The organism is Bradyrhizobium sp. WBAH42 (assembly GCF_024585265.1).
In the GTDB taxonomy this organism is placed as follows: Bacteria; Pseudomonadota; Alphaproteobacteria; order Rhizobiales; family Xanthobacteraceae; genus Bradyrhizobium.
Genome location: NZ_CP036533.1, coordinates 809,909 through 824,193 on the forward strand (window position 1 = coordinate 809,909; position 14,285 = coordinate 824,193).

Here is a 14,285-nt window from a genome sequence, read left to right on the forward strand (position 1 = left end):
CCCCCACAGGCTGCGCAGCCGGCAGACTGACACACTCTCGTCATAGCGCGCGTGCCTCTTGCGCAGGCCGCGCGGTTCGGTCAATCGTTGCGGAACCGACCAAGAGGGGAATCATGAGCGCACATGAAAGCATGGAGCATGCCGAGCACGCCGAACACGCGTCCGGCTCGAACAAGAAGATCGCCCTTCTGATCGCCGTGCTGGCGCTTTTCCTTGCGATCTCGGAGACGCTCGGCAAGGGGGCCCAGACCGAATCGATCAGCAAGAACGTCGAAGCCGCCAATCTCTGGGCGTTCTTCCAGGCCAAGAGCATCCGCCGCACCGTGGTGGTGACCGCGGCCGAGCAGGGCAAGCTGACGCTGGCCGCCGCGGACGAGGCGCAGAAGCCCGCCGTGCAGAAGCAGATCGAGGATTGGACCAAGACCGCGCAGCGCTACCGCTCCGAGCCCGAGACCGGCGAAGGCACCGAGCAGCTTGCGGAGAAGGCCAAGCACGCCGAGCACGACCGCGACGAGGCGACCGCGAAATACCACCATTTCGAGCTGGCCTCGGCCGCCTTCCAGATCGGCATCGTGCTGGCCTCGGCCACCATCATCACCGGCATGTTCGCGCTCGCCTATGTCGGCGGCGTGCTGACGATCGCCGGCCTGATCATGACCGCACTCGGCCTGTGGTGGCCGCATCTGCTGCATTTGCATTGAGGGGAGCGTGTGGCGCGCGCCCGAAACCACACAGACAGTGTCATGCCCCGGCTTGACCGGGGCATCCAGTACGCCGCGGCTTCTCGGTTCAATCACTGACGTCTCTGGAATACTGGATCGCCCGGTCAAGCCGGGCGATGACAGCGAGCGTGTGGTGAACAGCTAGCGCGCCTGGTGCACGCTCTTCCTGAAACGCTGGATCATACGCAACGTGCGGGACGACCAGCCCTCGCCGTCGCCGGCGATCAATTCGCGGATGCGGCGCTTGATCGGGTCGACCAGCTCCGCAGCCTTGGCGCGGATCTTCAGCACCAGCCCGTAGATCCGCTCAAACCAGCGCATCTCCAGAAGCTTGGCGCGCGTGACGTCGAACACGAAGGCGGTAACGCCGACGCCGATGAGCTTCGCGAACACGATCGTGAAGACGGCGCTGGTCCAGTATTCGTGCGCGAGCAGCCACAGGCCGACCAGCTTGAGCGGAAACAGCGGGACGATTGGGACCGCGAACACGATCAGCGTCATGGCCGGCGACAGCGCATCGACGCGCTCGGTCAGCCATTGCTTGAAGCGCGCAAGCGGGATGGCTGCGACGACCTTGGCAACGATCGGCTCGAGATGGTCCCACAGCCAGGCTTCGATCAGGAAGACGATCGCAAGCAGGACCCAGACCGGTTGAAGAAGGCGGCGCAGCATGTGTTTCCCGCCCGATTTGGCGCTGGGCGCTTCGCTACATATGGATGGCGCGCTTGCCGACCGCAAGCGCGGCTTCCTTGACGGCCTCCGAGCGGGTCGGATGGGCATGGCAGGTGCGCGCGAGATCTTCCGCACTGCCGCCAAATTCCATGAGAACACACGCTTCATGGATCATTTCGCCGGCTTCGCGGCCGATAATGTGCACGCCGAGCACGCGATCGGTCTTCGCATCTGCGAGAATCTTCACAAAGCCGTCGGTGGTCTGGTTGACCTTGGAGCGGCCGTTGGCGGTGAACGGAAACTTCCCGACCGTATAAGCCGTGCCCGCCTGCTTCAGTTCCTCCTCGGTCTTGCCGACGGAGGACACTTCCGGCGTGGTATACACGACGCCCGGGATCACGTCATAATTCACGTGGCCGGCCTGGCCGGCGATGATCTCGGCGACCGCGACGCCTTCATCCTCGGCCTTGTGCGCGAGCATGGGGCCTGCGACGACGTCGCCGATGGCATAGACGCCCTTCAGGCTGGTGGCGAAATGCGGATCGATCTGCACCCGGCCGCGCGCGTCCAGCGCGACGCCGGCTTCCTTGAGGCCGAGACCGTCGGTGTAGGGCACGCGGCCGATGCAGACCAGCACGACGTCGGCTTCGATGGTCTCGGCGGCACCGCCGGAAGCCGGTTCGATTTTCGCGAGCAATGCCTTGCTGTTCACCTCGACGCCGGTCACCTTCGAGCCCAGCTTGAATGCAAATCCCTGCTTTTCAAGGATGCGTTGGAATTGCTTGGCGATCTCGCCGTCCATGCCGGGCAGGATGCGGTCGAGAAATTCAACCACCATGACTTCGGATCCGAGCCGGCGCCACACGGAGCCGAGTTCGAGCCCGATCACGCCGGCGCCAATGACCAGCAATCGGCCTGGCACCTTCTCCAGCGACAGCGCGCCGGTCGAGGACACGATGCGCTTCTCGTCGATCTCGATGCCCTTCAGGCGCGCGATGTCGGAGCCGGTGGCGATCACGATGTTCTTGGTCTCGACCACCTGCGACTTGCCGTCGGCGGAGACCTCGACCTTGCCGGTGCCCAGGATCTTGCCGGTGCCCTTGAGCACGTCGATCTTGTTCTTCTTCATCAGGAACTCGACGCCCTTGACGTTGCCGTCGATGCCCTGCTGCTTGAAGTTCATCATCGACGGCAGATCGAGCTTCGGCGCGGAAACGCTCACGCCCATCTTGGCGAAGGAATGCCCGGCTTCCTCGAACATCTCGGAGGCGTGCAGCAGCGCCTTCGACGGCATGCAGCCGACGTTGAGGCAGGTGCCGCCGAGGGTTGCGTTCTTTTCGACCACGGCGACTTTCATGCCGAGCTGGGCTGCGCGCACCGCGCAGACATAACCGCCCGGTCCGGTGCCGATGACGACGAGATCGTAGGTAGCCATGAGAGAAAGTCCCGTAAGGTTAGGCGTGATGAGGATGAGTCCGCGCGGCGCCTCAGCGTCCGCCGGACACATCGAGAATGGCTGAGGTGACGTAGGAGGCCTCGTCCGAGATCAGCCAGACGATGGCATTGGCGATTTCGTCGGCGGTGCCGACGCGCTTCATCGGCACCAGATGGGCCAGACGATGGGCGCGGTCGGGCTCGCCACCGGCGGCGTGGATTTCGGTGTCGATCAGGCCGGGACGGATCGCAGCGACGCGAATGCCCTCGCCCGCGACCTCATAACCGAGGCCGACGGTGAAGGAATCGACCGCGCCCTTGGACGCGGCGTAGTCGACATAGGTGTTGGGTGCGCCGAGACGGGCCGCGACCGAGGACAGGTTGACGATGACGCCGCCCTTGCCGCCGTGCTTGGTCGACATCCGCTTCACTGCTTCACGCGCGCAGAGGATGGAGCCGGTGACGTTGACGGCCATCACGCGCTGGATGCGCTCGGCCGACATCTCGTCGACACGCACGCCGCTCTTGCCGACAATGCCGCCATTGTTGACGAGCGCGCCGAGCGTACCGAACTTGTCGGCCTCCTTGAACAAATTGAGGATGTCGCTTTCCTCGGCGACATCGCACTTCACAGCGATGGCCTTGCCATTGCTGGCCGCGATCTGCGCGACCACCTCGTCGGCCGCATTCTTGTTGCTGGCATAGCCGACCACGACGCGGAAGCCGCGCGCGGCCGCCGCAAGCGCGGTCGCACGACCGATGCCGCGGCTGCCGCCGGTGATGACAACGACTTTATCCGTCACGGGCGCCTCCATGGTTCGACACGCGCCGTCGCATCAGTCGCGACGGCGCTCGCAACGCATCAGCGATCAGAGATCGAGCACCAGGCGCGCCGGATCTTCCAGGCTCTCCTTGACGCGAACCAGGAAGGTGACGGCTTCCTTGCCGTCGATCACGCGGTGATCGTAGGACAGGGCCAGATACATCATCGGGCGCACCTCGATCTTGCCGCCGACGACCATCGGCCGCTCCTGGATCTTGTGCATGCCGAGAATGCCCGACTGCGGCGCGTTCAGGATCGGGGTCGACATCAGCGAGCCGTAGATGCCGCCGTTGGTGATGGTGAAGGTGCCGCCCTGCATTTCGTCGATCTTGAGCTGGCCGTCACGGGCGCGGCGGCCGAAATCGGCGATGCCCTTCTCGATGTCGGAGATCGACTTGTGGTCGCAGTCGCGCACCACGGGCACGACCAGGCCCTTGTCGGTGCCGACGGCGACGCCGATGTGATAGTAGTTCTTGTAGATCAGGTCGCTGCCGTCGATCTCGGCATTCACCGCCGGGATGTCCTTCAGCGCCTGCACGACGGCCTTGGTGAAGAAGCCCATGAAGCCGAGCTTGGCGCCATGCTTCTTCTCGAACGCGTCCTTGTAGTGCGCACGCAGCGCCATGACGTTGGTCATGTCGACCTCGTTGAAGGTCGTGAGCATGGCCGCGGTGTTCTGCACGTCCTTGAGGCGGCGCGCGATGGTCTGGCGCAGGCGGGTCATCTTGACGCGCTCTTCGCGGGCGGCGTCATCGGCCGGCGAGGGGCTGCGGACCTGAACGGCGGCGGCGGGCTGGTTGACCGGGGTCGGCGCCGAGGCGGCACGCTCGATCGCGGCCAGCATGTCGCCCTTGGTGACGCGGCCGTCCTTGCCGGAGCCGGGAACGGTCGAGGCGTCGATGCCGGTCTCGGCAGACAGCTTACGCACGGACGGCGCGAGCGGCGCGTCGGCCGGCGGTGCCTTCGCGGCAGCGGGCGCCGGCGCGGGAGCAGCGGCGGCAGCCGCGGGCGCAGCAGCCTTGGCCGGCGCGGCGGCGGGCTTGGCTGCGCCGGCACCGTCGGTGATCTGACCGAGCAGCGCGCCCACGGCAACGGTCGCACCATCGGCGGCGATGATCTCGCTCAGCGTGCCGGCGGACGGCGCGGGGACTTCGATGGTGACCTTGTCGGTCTCGAGCTCCACCAAGGGCTCGTCGACGGCGACGGGGTCGCCGGCCTTCTTGAACCAGCGGCCGATGGTGGCCTCGGTGACGGATTCGCCGAGCGTCGGCACACGAATTTCAGTCATGGTCTCTTCCTTAAGGGATCGCCGGTAGCGGTCATGAATTTCATACGTCATTGCCCGCGAAGGCGGGCAATCCAGTACGCCGTGACCTTCGTGATCAAAACGAAAGCCGCGGAATACTGGATGCCCCGCCCCCGTGCGCGATTGCGCACTAGGCGGGGCATTGACCTAGTCCTAAAAACCTTCTCAGCTCAGTGCTTCGTCCAGGAACGCCTTCAGCTGAGCCTGATGCTTGGACATCAGACCCGTTGCGGTCGCAGCGGAGGCAGCGCGGCCGACATAACGCGGACGCCGGCTCACGCCGTTCACCTGGTTCAGCACCCATTCCAGATAGGGCTCGATGAAGTGCCAGGCACCCATGTTGCGGGGCTCTTCCTGGCACCACACCATCTCGGCCTTCTTGAAGCGCGACAGCTCGGCCACCAGCGCCTTCAGCGGCACCGGATAGAGCTGCTCGACGCGCATCAAATAGATGTCGTCGATGCCGCGCTTCTCGCGCTCCTCGTAGAGGTCGTAATAGACCTTGCCGGAGCACAGCACGATGCGGCGGATCTTCTCGTCGGGGACGAGCTTGATCGCCTCGTTCGGCAGCATCTGGGCGTCATCATAGAGGATGCGGTGGAAGGTCGTGCCCTTCGCCAGCTCTTCGAGACGCGACACCGCCCGCTTGTGACGCAGCAGCGACTTCGGCGTCATCATGATCAGCGGCTTGCGGATCTCGCGATGCAGCTGCCGGCGCAGCACGTGGAAGTAGTTCGCCGGCGTGGTCGGGTAGACCACCTGCATGTTGTCTTCCGCGCACATCTGCAAGTAGCGCTCGAGGCGCGCCGAGGAGTGCTCCGGACCCTGGCCCTCATAGCCGTGCGGCAAGAGGCAGACGAGGCCGGACATGCGCAGCCATTTGCGCTCGCCCGAGGAGATGAACTGGTCGAACACGACCTGCGCGCCGTTGGCGAAGTCGCCGAACTGGGCTTCCCACAGCGTCAGCGTGTTCGGCTCGGCGAGAGAATAGCCGTATTCGAAGCCGAGCACGGCTTCTTCCGACAGCAGCGAGTTAATGACCTCGTAGTGGCCCTGCTCGTGACCGAGATGGTTGAACGGCGTGTAACGGCTTTCGTCTTCCTGGTCGATCAGGACCGAATGGCGCTGCGAGAAGGTGCCGCGCTCCGAATCCTGTCCGGACAGACGGACGTGATGGTTTTCGTTGAGCAGCGAGCAGAACGCCAGCGCCTCGCCGGTCGCCCAGTCGATGCCGGCGCCGGTGTCGATCGCCTTCGAGCGGTTGTCGAGGAAACGCTGGATGGTGCGGTGAACGCGGAAGCCGTCCGGGACCTTGGTGATCTTGCGGCCGATATCCTTCAGCGTGGCGATATCGACGCCGGTGACGCCGCGCCGCGCATCCTCTTCCTGGTCGGCGATCTTGAAGCCGGACCACTTGCCGTCGAGCCAGTCGGCCTTGTTCGGCTTGTAGGAGGTGCCGGCCTCGAACTCGGCGTCGAGCCGGGCGCGCCAGTCCGCCTTCAGCTTGTCGACCTCGCCCTCGGTGACGACGCCTTCTGCGATCAGGCGCTTGGAGTAGAGCGTGAGGGTCGAGGGATGGGCCGCGATCCGCTTGTACATCACCGGCTGGGTGAAGGCCGGCTCATCGCCCTCATTGTGGCCGTAGCGGCGGTAGCACCACATGTCGATGACGACGGGCTTGTGGAACTTCTGCCGGAATTCGGTCGCGACCTTGGCCGCGAACACGACGGCTTCCGGATCGTCGCCGTTCACGTGGAAGATCGGCGCGTCGATCATCTTCGCCACATCCGACGGATAGGGCGAGGAGCGCGAGTAGCGCGGATACGTGGTGAAGCCGATCTGGTTGTTGACGATGAAGTGCACGGAGCCGCCGGTGCGATAGCCCTTCAGATCGGACAGGCCGAAGCACTCCGCGACCACGCCCTGGCCGGCGAACGCGGCGTCGCCGTGCATCAGAAGCGGCATCACGGAGATCCGCATGTCCGGGGGATCACCGTGCTGGTCCTGCTTGGCGCGGACCTTGCCGAGCACCACGGGATCGACGATCTCGAGATGCGAGGGGTTGGCGGTCAGCGACAGATGGATGCGGTTGCCGTCGAACTCGCGGTCCGAGGAGGCGCCGAGGTGGTACTTGACGTCGCCCGAGCCTTCGACCGCGTCGGGGTTGGCCGAGCCGCCCTTGAACTCGTGGAACAGTGCGCGATGGGCCTTGCCCAACACCTGCGTCAGCACGTTGAGGCGGCCGCGATGCGGCATGCCCAGCACGATCTCCTTCACGCCGAGATTGCCGCCGCGCTTGATGATCTGCTCGAGCGCGGGGATCAGCGCTTCGCCGCCATCGAGACCGAAGCGCTTGGTGCCGGTGAACTTGGTGTCGCAGAACTTTTCGAAGCCTTCGGCTTCAATCAGCTTCTGCAGGATGGCTCTGCGGCCTTCGCGCGTGAACGAGATCTCCTTGTCGGGTCCCTCGATGCGCTCCTGGATCCAGGCCTTCTGCGCGGCGTTGCTGATATGCATGAACTCGACACCGAGCGTCTGGCAGTAGGTGCGCTCGCAGATCGCGGTGATCTCGCGCAACGTGCCGTATTCGAGACCGAGCACGTGATCGAGGAAGATCTTGCGGTCGAAATCGGCCTCGGTGAAGCCGTAGGTGCGCGGATCGAGCTCTTCGCGGTTGCGCTGGGCTTCGATCCCGAGCGGATCGAGCTTGGCGTGGAAGTGGCCGCGCATGCGGTAGGAGCGGATCAGCATCAGGGCGCGGACGGAGTCGCGCGTGGCCTGAAGCACGTCGGCGGAGGAGATGTCGGCGCCCTTGGTCTGCGCCTTGGCGGCGATCTTGGCACCGACCGCCTTCTCGACTTCGGCCCAGTTGCCGTCGAGGGCAGAGGTCAGGTCGTCCTTCGGGGTCAGCGGCCAGTTGTCGCGCTCCCAGGACGGGCCTTCCGCGTTCTTGCTGATGTCAGCGGGCGCGTCGTTCAGGCTCTTGAAGAACTCCTGCCACTCGGCGTCGACCGAGGACGGGTCCTTCTGGTAGCGGGCGTAGATTTCGTCGATGTAGGTGGCGTTGGTGCCCTGCAAAAAGGAGGACAGGGCAAAGGCTGCGTTCGCGTCCTGGCGAGACATACTTGAGTTCCTGGCGATTTCGGTTCGCGCATAACAAACGGCGCTGGCGCCGAGCTCCCCGACAGGGCTCGACGCGACAGGCACCCTTTACCCTATTTGCTGCGAAACTTCGCCCGGAAAAGCACGAAGAAGTGAATTAGCCTTTCAACTTTTCGGCAAGCGTGTGGCCGAGGCGGGCGGGCGACGGAGACACTGTAATCCCTGCGGATTTCATCGCCTCGGTCTTGGAACCGGCATCGCCCTTGCCGCCCGAGATGATGGCGCCGGCATGGCCCATGCGGCGGCCGGGAGGGGCGGTGACGCCGGCGATGAAGCCGACCATCGGCTTCTTGCGGCCGCGCTTGGCCTCGTCCTTGAGGAACTGGGCGGCGTCCTCCTCGGCGGAACCGCCGATCTCGCCGATCATGATGATCGATTCCGTCTTGGGATCGGCCAGCAGCATCTCCAGCACGTCGATGAACTCGGTGCCCTTGACCGGGTCGCCGCCGATGCCGACCGCGGTGGTCTGGCCGAGGCCTTCCTGGGAGGTCTGGAACACGGCTTCATAGGTCAGCGTGCCCGAGCGGGAGACGATGCCGACCGAGCCGGTCTTGAAGATGTTGGCGGGCATGATGCCGATCTTGCACTCGCCGGCGGTCATGACCCCCGGGCAGTTCGGCCCGATCAGGCGCGACTTGGAGCCGAGCAGCGAGCGCTTGACGCGCACCATGTCCACGACCGGAATGCCCTCGGTGATGCAGACGATCAGCGGGACCTCGGCGTCGATCGCTTCGCAGATCGCATCCGCCGCGCCCGGCGGCGGCACGTAGATCACCGACGCGTCGGCGCCGGTCTTCTCACGCGCCTCGCGCACGGTGTCGAACACCGGCAGGCCCAGATGCGTCGAGCCGCCTTTGCCCGGCGAGGTGCCGCCGACCATCTTGGTGCCGTAGGCGATCGCGGCCTCGGAATGGAAGGTGCCGTTCTTGCCGGTGAAGCCCTGGCAGATGACCTTGGTGTTCTTGTCGATCAGGATGGACATGAGGTCTGCTTTCGCGAAACTAACAGAGTGAGAGGGTCAGTGGATGCGGCGGTAGACGCCGGTGAGGACGTCGGACCAGCCTTCCGCGTCCGGCGAGAACTGAATCTTCAACGAGTAGGAATCCTCATTGATGATCTCGTAGACGTGGCGCGCATTGCCGCGGAGCGAGCCGCGCACCAGCGTCAGGGTCTTGCCGACCCACCCGCCTGAGGCGGGCGAAGGCGGCGTGTAGCCGAGCGAGTCGTACCAGAACAATTTGTAGGTCCGGTCGTCGCGGTCGAAAGTGAAGATGCCGTGGGTGGCGAAGATCTGCTTGCCGTCGCGCATCTGGACCGAGTCCTGGATCAGATAGAATCCGTTCAGGTCCATGCGCGCGACGACGTGAGAGGTGGCCGGCCCGCCCGCGTTCCAGCGCGACGGGAAGACCATCTCCTCACCATCCCATTCGCCGGCGAACGCGGCGAGGCGCGTGTGCTCGGGGAGCGGAGATGATGCGGCGAGATGGTCCTGGGTCATGGCCTTAGCCTCCCTTGACGGCCTTCACGATCTTCTGCGCGGCGTCGTCGAGATTGTCGGCGGGCACCACGTTCAGTCCGGATTCACGGATGATCTTCTTGCCAAGCTCGACATTGGTGCCTTCGAGGCGGACCACCAGCGGCACGCTGAGGCCGACTTCACGAACCGCAGCGGTGACGCCCTCGGCAATCACGTCGCACTTCATGATGCCGCCGAAGATGTTGACCAGAATGCCCTTCACGTTGGGATCGGCAGTGATGATCTTGAAGGCGGCCGCGACCTTCTCCTTGCTGGCGCTGCCGCCGACGTCGAGGAAGTTCGCCGGCGCCATGCCGTAGAGCTTGATGATGTCCATCGTCGCCATGGCAAGGCCCGCGCCGTTGACCATGCAGCCGATGTTGCCGTCGAGCGTGACGTAATTGAGGTCGTACTTGGACGCCTCGATTTCCTTGGCGTCTTCCTCGGTCTCGTCGCGCAGCGCGAGCACCTCGGGATGGCGGAACAGCGCATTGTCGTCGAACGACACCTTGGCGTCGAGCACGCGGAGCTGGCCCTGCTTGGTCACGACCAGCGGGTTGATCTCCAGCATCGACATGTCCTTGGCGACGAAGGCGGCGTAGAGCTGCGCCGTAAGCTTCTCGGCCTGCTTGGCGAGATCGCCGGAGAGGTTGAGCGCCTTGGCGACCGTGCGGCCGTGGTGGCCCATGATGCCGGTGGCGGGATCGACCGAGAAAGTGACGATCTTCTCAGGCGTGTTGTGCGCGACGTCCTCGATGTTGACGCCGCCCTCGGTCGAGACGACGAAGGAGACGCGCGAGGTCTCGCGGTCGACCAGGATCGAGAGGTAGAATTCCTTGTCGATGTCCGAGCCGTCCTCGATGTAGAGGCGGTTGACCTGCTTGCCGGCGGGGCCGGTCTGCACGGTCACCAGGGTTGCGCCCAGCATCTGCTTGGCGAACTCAGAGACTTCAGCGGCCGACTTGGCGATGCGGACGCCGCCCTTGTCGCCGGCGCTAGCCTCCTTGAACTTGCCCTTGCCGCGGCCGCCGGCATGGATCTGGCTCTTCACCACCCAGACCGGGCCGGGCAGCGCCTTGGCCGCAGCTTCGGCGTCGCTCGCTTTAAGGACCGGGACGCCCTTGGAGATCGGCACGCCGAACTCGTTCAGCAGCGCTTTGGCCTGATATTCATGGATATTCATATGGTCGCTCCCTGAACCCGCGGGCGGTGACCTCATGGGCCCACCTCAGTCTTGTGGCTGGCATACCATATACCACAGGAACTGCAACCCGGATTCTTTGACTTCAAGATCTCTGGACTAGGGAACCCGCCCCGGCAGTGGGTCCCGGAAGTGAAACCGCCGAAGACCGGGTTTCGATCTTCGGCGGGATGTCGTTTGCGCCTTAGCGGCCGAGAAGATCCGGTGCGATCTTCTTGCAGGCATCGACCAGGCCCTGCACGGCGCCGACCGACTTGTCGAAGGCTTCGCGGTCCTTGCCGGCGAGCTCGATCTCCACCACGCGTTCGACGCCCTTGGAGCCGATCACGACGGGCACGCCGACATACATGTCCTTCACGCTGTACTCGCCGTTGAGATAGGCGGCGCAAGGCAGCACGCGCTTCTTGTCCTTCAGATAGCTCTCGGCCATCGCGATCGCGGAGGCCGCCGGCGCGTAGAAGGCCGAGCCGGTCTTCAGCAAATTGACGATCTCGGCGCCGCCGTTGCGGGTGCGGTCGACGATCTCGTCGAGGCGCGCCTGCGAGGTCCAGCCCATTTTGACGAGGTCGGGCAGCGGGATGCCGGCGACGGTGGAGTACTTCACCAGCGGCACCATGGTGTCGCCGTGGCCGCCGAGCACGAAGGCGGTGACGTCCTCGACCGAGACGTTGAACTCGTCGGCAAGGAAGTAGCGGAAGCGCGCCGAATCCAGCACGCCGGCCATGCCGACGACCTTCTTGTGCGGCAGGCCGGAAGCCTTCTGCAGTGCCCAGACCATGGCATCGAGCGGGTTGGTGATGCAGATGACGAAGGCATCGGGAGCGTACTTCTTGATGCCGGCACCGACCTGCTCCATGACCTTGAGGTTGATGGACAGAAGGTCGTCGCGGCTCATGCCGGGCTTGCGCGGCACGCCGGCGGTGACGATGCAGACCTTGGCGTTGTCGAGCGCCTCATAGGAGTTCGCGCCGGTGTAGTGGGCGTCGAAGCCGTCGACCGGCGAGGACTGCGCGATGTCGAGCGCCTTGCCCTGCGGCACGCCTTCGGCGATGTCGAACATCACGACGTCGCCCAGTTCTTTCAGGCCGATGAGGTGAGCCAGCGTTCCGCCGATCTGACCGGAGCCAATCAAAGCAATCTTGTCGCGCGCCATGTGAACCTGTCCTTTAGACACGTAAGGAGGGGAAAACTGAGACGGGTGGTTATCCCTTTCGCCTCCCCCGTTCAAGTCGCCCAATGCCCAATTGTCGGGCTTGCCGCGATTCCGGCCAACACACCGAAGCCGTCATTCCGGGGCGCGACGAAGTCGCGAGCCCGGAATCCATCGGTGGGGCGGAGCGCGCTCAGAAATGGATTCCGGGCTCGCGCTCCGCGCGCCCCGGAATGACGGCGGGAATAGGACTTAAGTCTCCACCAGGCCCTTGGTCGAGCCGCTGGCGGTGGAATCCTTGCGGCCGTGAGGCAGCGCCAGATAGGATTCCGAGCTCATTTCGATCAGGCGCGAGGCGGTCCGTTTGAACTCCATGGCCTCAACACCCTCGGTCGCGAGGTAAAGTGAGATCGGGTTGGCGTCGGCCGAGGCCATCAGCTTCACGGCGTTGTCATAGAGCGTATCAATCAGCGTGATGAAGCGCTTGGCCGCGTTGCGCTGGGAGGAGTCCATCACTGGAATATGGTCGACCAGGATGGTGTGATAGTCGTGCGCCAGCCTGAGGTAGTCGGATGCGCCGAGCGGCTGCTCGCAGAGGTCGGCGAAGGAGAACCGCGCCACGCCATGGGCCGAGCACGGCACGTGCAGGATGCGCCCCTTGATCGAAATGTCGCGCGGCTTGCATTTGGCATTGCCGGTCATCTTCACCCAGGCGCGGTTGAGCGCGGCGTCGGCATCGCCATCGGCCGGCGTCAGCCACATCCGCACGCCCTGAAGTTTTTCGAGCCGGAAGTCGGTGCGCGCATCGAGCCGCGCGACGTCCATGTGGTCGGTGATCTGCTTGATGAAGGGCAGGAACAGCGAGCGGTTGAGGCCACCCTTGTAGAGATCGTCGGGCGCGACGTTGGAGGTCGCGACCACGACGGTGCCGAGCTCGAACAGTTTCGCGAACAGGCGGCCCAGGATCATCGCGTCCGCGATGTCGGTGACGTGGAATTCGTCGAAGCAGAGCAGCCAGCTCTCCTCGAAGATCGCATTGGCGGTCAGCGCGATGACGTCGCCATCGGCGATCTCGCCGCGCGCGATGCTCTGGCGGTAGTCGTAGATGCGCTCGTGCACGTCCGCCATGAACTCGTGGAAATGCGCGCGGCGCTTGTGCTCGACCGATGAGTGCTGGAAGAACAGGTCCATCAGCATGGTCTTGCCGCGGCCGACCTCGCCATGGATGTAGAGCCCGCGCGGCGCCTCGTCCTTGTCACCAGAGCTGAACAGGCGGCTGAGCAGGCCTTGCTTGCGGGCCGGCTTGTAGGTCGAAAGCCGCAGGTCCAGCGCCGCATAGGCCTCGGCGACCTCGGCCTGCGCGGCATCGGGCTCGATCGCGCCGGACGCGATCTCGGCCTGGTAGGCCTCGCGGAATGAGGAATTTTGGGTGGAGAGCATGGCCCTTTACGGCCAGAGACGGACGGAAATTGCAAGCCGTGAAATGAGGTCAGAGCTATGCGGTTTCGTGTCCCGGACGCGCTGCAGCGTGCAACGCTGCTGCGCAGAGCCGGGACCCACCGTCTCGTTCATCACCACATTAACGTTCATCGCGGAGCACTGGGCCCCGGCTCTGCGGCCGGGGCACGAGAGCGGTGCTACTCACACAGCTCATAGGCGTCCTCGACGACATACGGGCCACCGCCGGTGGAGGCGCGCGAGGAGAACAGCACGAAGCGTTCCGCCATGAACGCCTTGCTCGGGAAGTAGCCGCGGATCGAGAGATAGTCGGCGACGTCGCGGTCGGAAGCGTCGTGTAGCCGCGCGAGCGTGACGTGGGGGATGAACTTGCGTCCCTCGGGGTCGAGGCCGATCCGCTGCATCATGCGCTCGAGCTCGGCCTGCAATTCCATCAGCGGCTTGCTCGGCGCGATGGTGGCGACCACTGCGCGCGGCTTGCGGCCGCCGAAGCTGGTGAGCCCCTGCACCTTCACCTCGAACGGCTTGCGGTCGACGCGAAACAGCATCGATGCGATCTCGTTGGCGGAAGCGCCGTCGATGTCGCCGATGAAGCGCAGGGTGACGTGATAATTTTCGGGATCGATCCAGCGGGCGCCGGGGAGGCCGCCCCTCAAGTTGGAAAGCGACTGGCCGATCTCGGCCGGAATTTCCAGACCCGTGAACAAACGCGGCATCGTTTCGCACTCCCGATGCTTGGGTACAGTCCTCGAAGCGCGAGAACCATATCCAAATTAGAGCCGGCGACGAATCACCGGTACCCTGATTCCTATCGCAGTTGTGTGACTCTGCGAAGCATGCC

Annotated in this window: 12 protein-coding genes; 1 reads left to right on the forward strand and 11 read right to left on the reverse strand. The window is 64.6% G+C overall.

What is annotated here, in order from left to right; genetic code table 11:
* Positions 1 to 113 precede the first annotated feature (113 nt).
* Positions 114 to 701: a DUF4337 domain-containing protein gene (locus DCG74_RS03820; protein WP_172788832.1), complete on the forward strand. Its 588-nt coding sequence runs from the start codon at positions 114 to 116 to the stop codon at positions 699 to 701.
* 162 nt (positions 702 to 863) lie between these two features.
* Here the strand turns inward: DCG74_RS03820 and DCG74_RS03825 are convergent, their stop codons facing one another.
* The 11 genes from DCG74_RS03825 to thpR form a co-directional block, all read right to left on the reverse strand.
* Entirely contained in the window at positions 864 to 1,394 is a 531-nt protein-coding gene (locus DCG74_RS03825; protein WP_172788833.1) for a hypothetical protein, read from the reverse strand.
* Positions 1,395 to 1,428: 34 nt separating this feature from the next.
* Entirely contained in the window at positions 1,429 to 2,829 is a 1,401-nt protein-coding gene (lpdA, locus tag DCG74_RS03830; RefSeq protein ID WP_172788834.1) for a dihydrolipoyl dehydrogenase, read from the reverse strand.
* A 52-nt stretch (positions 2,830 to 2,881) separates the two neighbouring features.
* The gene (locus DCG74_RS03835) at positions 2,882 to 3,643 is read right to left on the reverse strand and encodes an SDR family oxidoreductase (RefSeq protein WP_172788835.1); all 762 of its coding nucleotides are present in this window, start codon (positions 3,641 to 3,643) and stop codon (positions 2,882 to 2,884) included.
* A 54-nt stretch (positions 3,644 to 3,697) separates the two neighbouring features.
* Positions 3,698 to 4,939, reverse strand: coding sequence for a 2-oxoglutarate dehydrogenase complex dihydrolipoyllysine-residue succinyltransferase (gene odhB, locus DCG74_RS03840; RefSeq protein ID WP_172788836.1), 1,242 nt, complete (start codon positions 4,937 to 4,939; stop codon positions 3,698 to 3,700).
* Positions 4,940 to 5,122: 183 nt separating this feature from the next.
* Positions 5,123 to 8,080, reverse strand: coding sequence for a 2-oxoglutarate dehydrogenase E1 component (locus DCG74_RS03845; protein WP_172788837.1), 2,958 nt, complete (start codon positions 8,078 to 8,080; stop codon positions 5,123 to 5,125).
* A 136-nt stretch (positions 8,081 to 8,216) separates the two neighbouring features.
* On the reverse strand, positions 8,217 to 9,101 hold the full coding sequence (sucD, locus tag DCG74_RS03850) for a succinate--CoA ligase subunit alpha (RefSeq protein ID WP_172788838.1): 885 nt from the start codon (positions 9,099 to 9,101) through the stop codon (positions 8,217 to 8,219).
* Between the two features lie 36 nt (positions 9,102 to 9,137).
* Complete coding sequence (locus DCG74_RS03855) at positions 9,138 to 9,617, reverse strand: DUF1579 family protein (protein WP_172788839.1); 480 nt, start codon at positions 9,615 to 9,617, stop codon at positions 9,138 to 9,140.
* Positions 9,618 to 9,621: 4 nt separating this feature from the next.
* Complete coding sequence (gene sucC / locus DCG74_RS03860; protein WP_172788840.1) at positions 9,622 to 10,818, reverse strand: ADP-forming succinate--CoA ligase subunit beta; 1,197 nt, start codon at positions 10,816 to 10,818, stop codon at positions 9,622 to 9,624.
* A gap of 202 nt (positions 10,819 to 11,020) precedes the next feature.
* Positions 11,021 to 11,989 carry a malate dehydrogenase gene (gene mdh, locus DCG74_RS03865; RefSeq protein ID WP_027572983.1) on the reverse strand — a complete coding sequence of 323 codons (969 nt, stop codon included), beginning with the start codon at positions 11,987 to 11,989 and terminating at the stop codon, positions 11,021 to 11,023.
* A 249-nt stretch (positions 11,990 to 12,238) separates the two neighbouring features.
* Positions 12,239 to 13,426: a cell division protein ZapE gene (zapE, locus tag DCG74_RS03870; protein WP_172788841.1), complete on the reverse strand. Its 1,188-nt coding sequence runs from the start codon at positions 13,424 to 13,426 to the stop codon at positions 12,239 to 12,241.
* A gap of 197 nt (positions 13,427 to 13,623) precedes the next feature.
* Entirely contained in the window at positions 13,624 to 14,160 is a 537-nt protein-coding gene (gene thpR / locus DCG74_RS03875) for an RNA 2',3'-cyclic phosphodiesterase (RefSeq protein ID WP_172788842.1), read from the reverse strand.
* Between the last annotated feature and the right edge of the window lie 125 nt (positions 14,161 to 14,285).

Bases quoted from the DNA above. Each gene is read 5' to 3' on its own strand.
- DCG74_RS03845 (WP_172788837.1), bottom strand. From the start codon at position 8,080: ATGTCTCGCCAGGACGCGAACGCAGCCTTTGCCCTGTCCTCCTTTTTG.
- odhB (WP_172788836.1), bottom strand. From the start codon at position 4,939: ATGACTGAAATTCGTGTGCCGACGCTCGGCGAATCCGTCACCGAGGCC.
- DCG74_RS03855 (WP_172788839.1), bottom strand. From the start codon at position 9,617: ATGACCCAGGACCATCTCGCCGCATCATCTCCGCTCCCCGAGCACACG.
- DCG74_RS03835 (WP_172788835.1), bottom strand. From the start codon at position 3,643: ATGGAGGCGCCCGTGACGGATAAAGTCGTTGTCATCACCGGCGGCAGC.
- DCG74_RS03825 (WP_172788833.1), bottom strand. From the start codon at position 1,394: ATGCTGCGCCGCCTTCTTCAACCGGTCTGGGTCCTGCTTGCGATCGTC.
- thpR (WP_172788842.1), bottom strand. From the start codon at position 14,160: ATGCCGCGTTTGTTCACGGGTCTGGAAATTCCGGCCGAGATCGGCCAG.
- sucD (WP_172788838.1), bottom strand. From the start codon at position 9,101: ATGTCCATCCTGATCGACAAGAACACCAAGGTCATCTGCCAGGGCTTC.
- sucC (WP_172788840.1), bottom strand. From the start codon at position 10,818: ATGAATATCCATGAATATCAGGCCAAAGCGCTGCTGAACGAGTTCGGC.
- zapE (WP_172788841.1), bottom strand. From the start codon at position 13,426: ATGCTCTCCACCCAAAATTCCTCATTCCGCGAGGCCTACCAGGCCGAG.
- lpdA (WP_172788834.1), bottom strand. From the start codon at position 2,829: ATGGCTACCTACGATCTCGTCGTCATCGGCACCGGACCGGGCGGTTAT.
- mdh (WP_027572983.1), bottom strand. From the start codon at position 11,989: ATGGCGCGCGACAAGATTGCTTTGATTGGCTCCGGTCAGATCGGCGGA.
- DCG74_RS03820 (WP_172788832.1), top strand. From the start codon at position 114: ATGAGCGCACATGAAAGCATGGAGCATGCCGAGCACGCCGAACACGCG.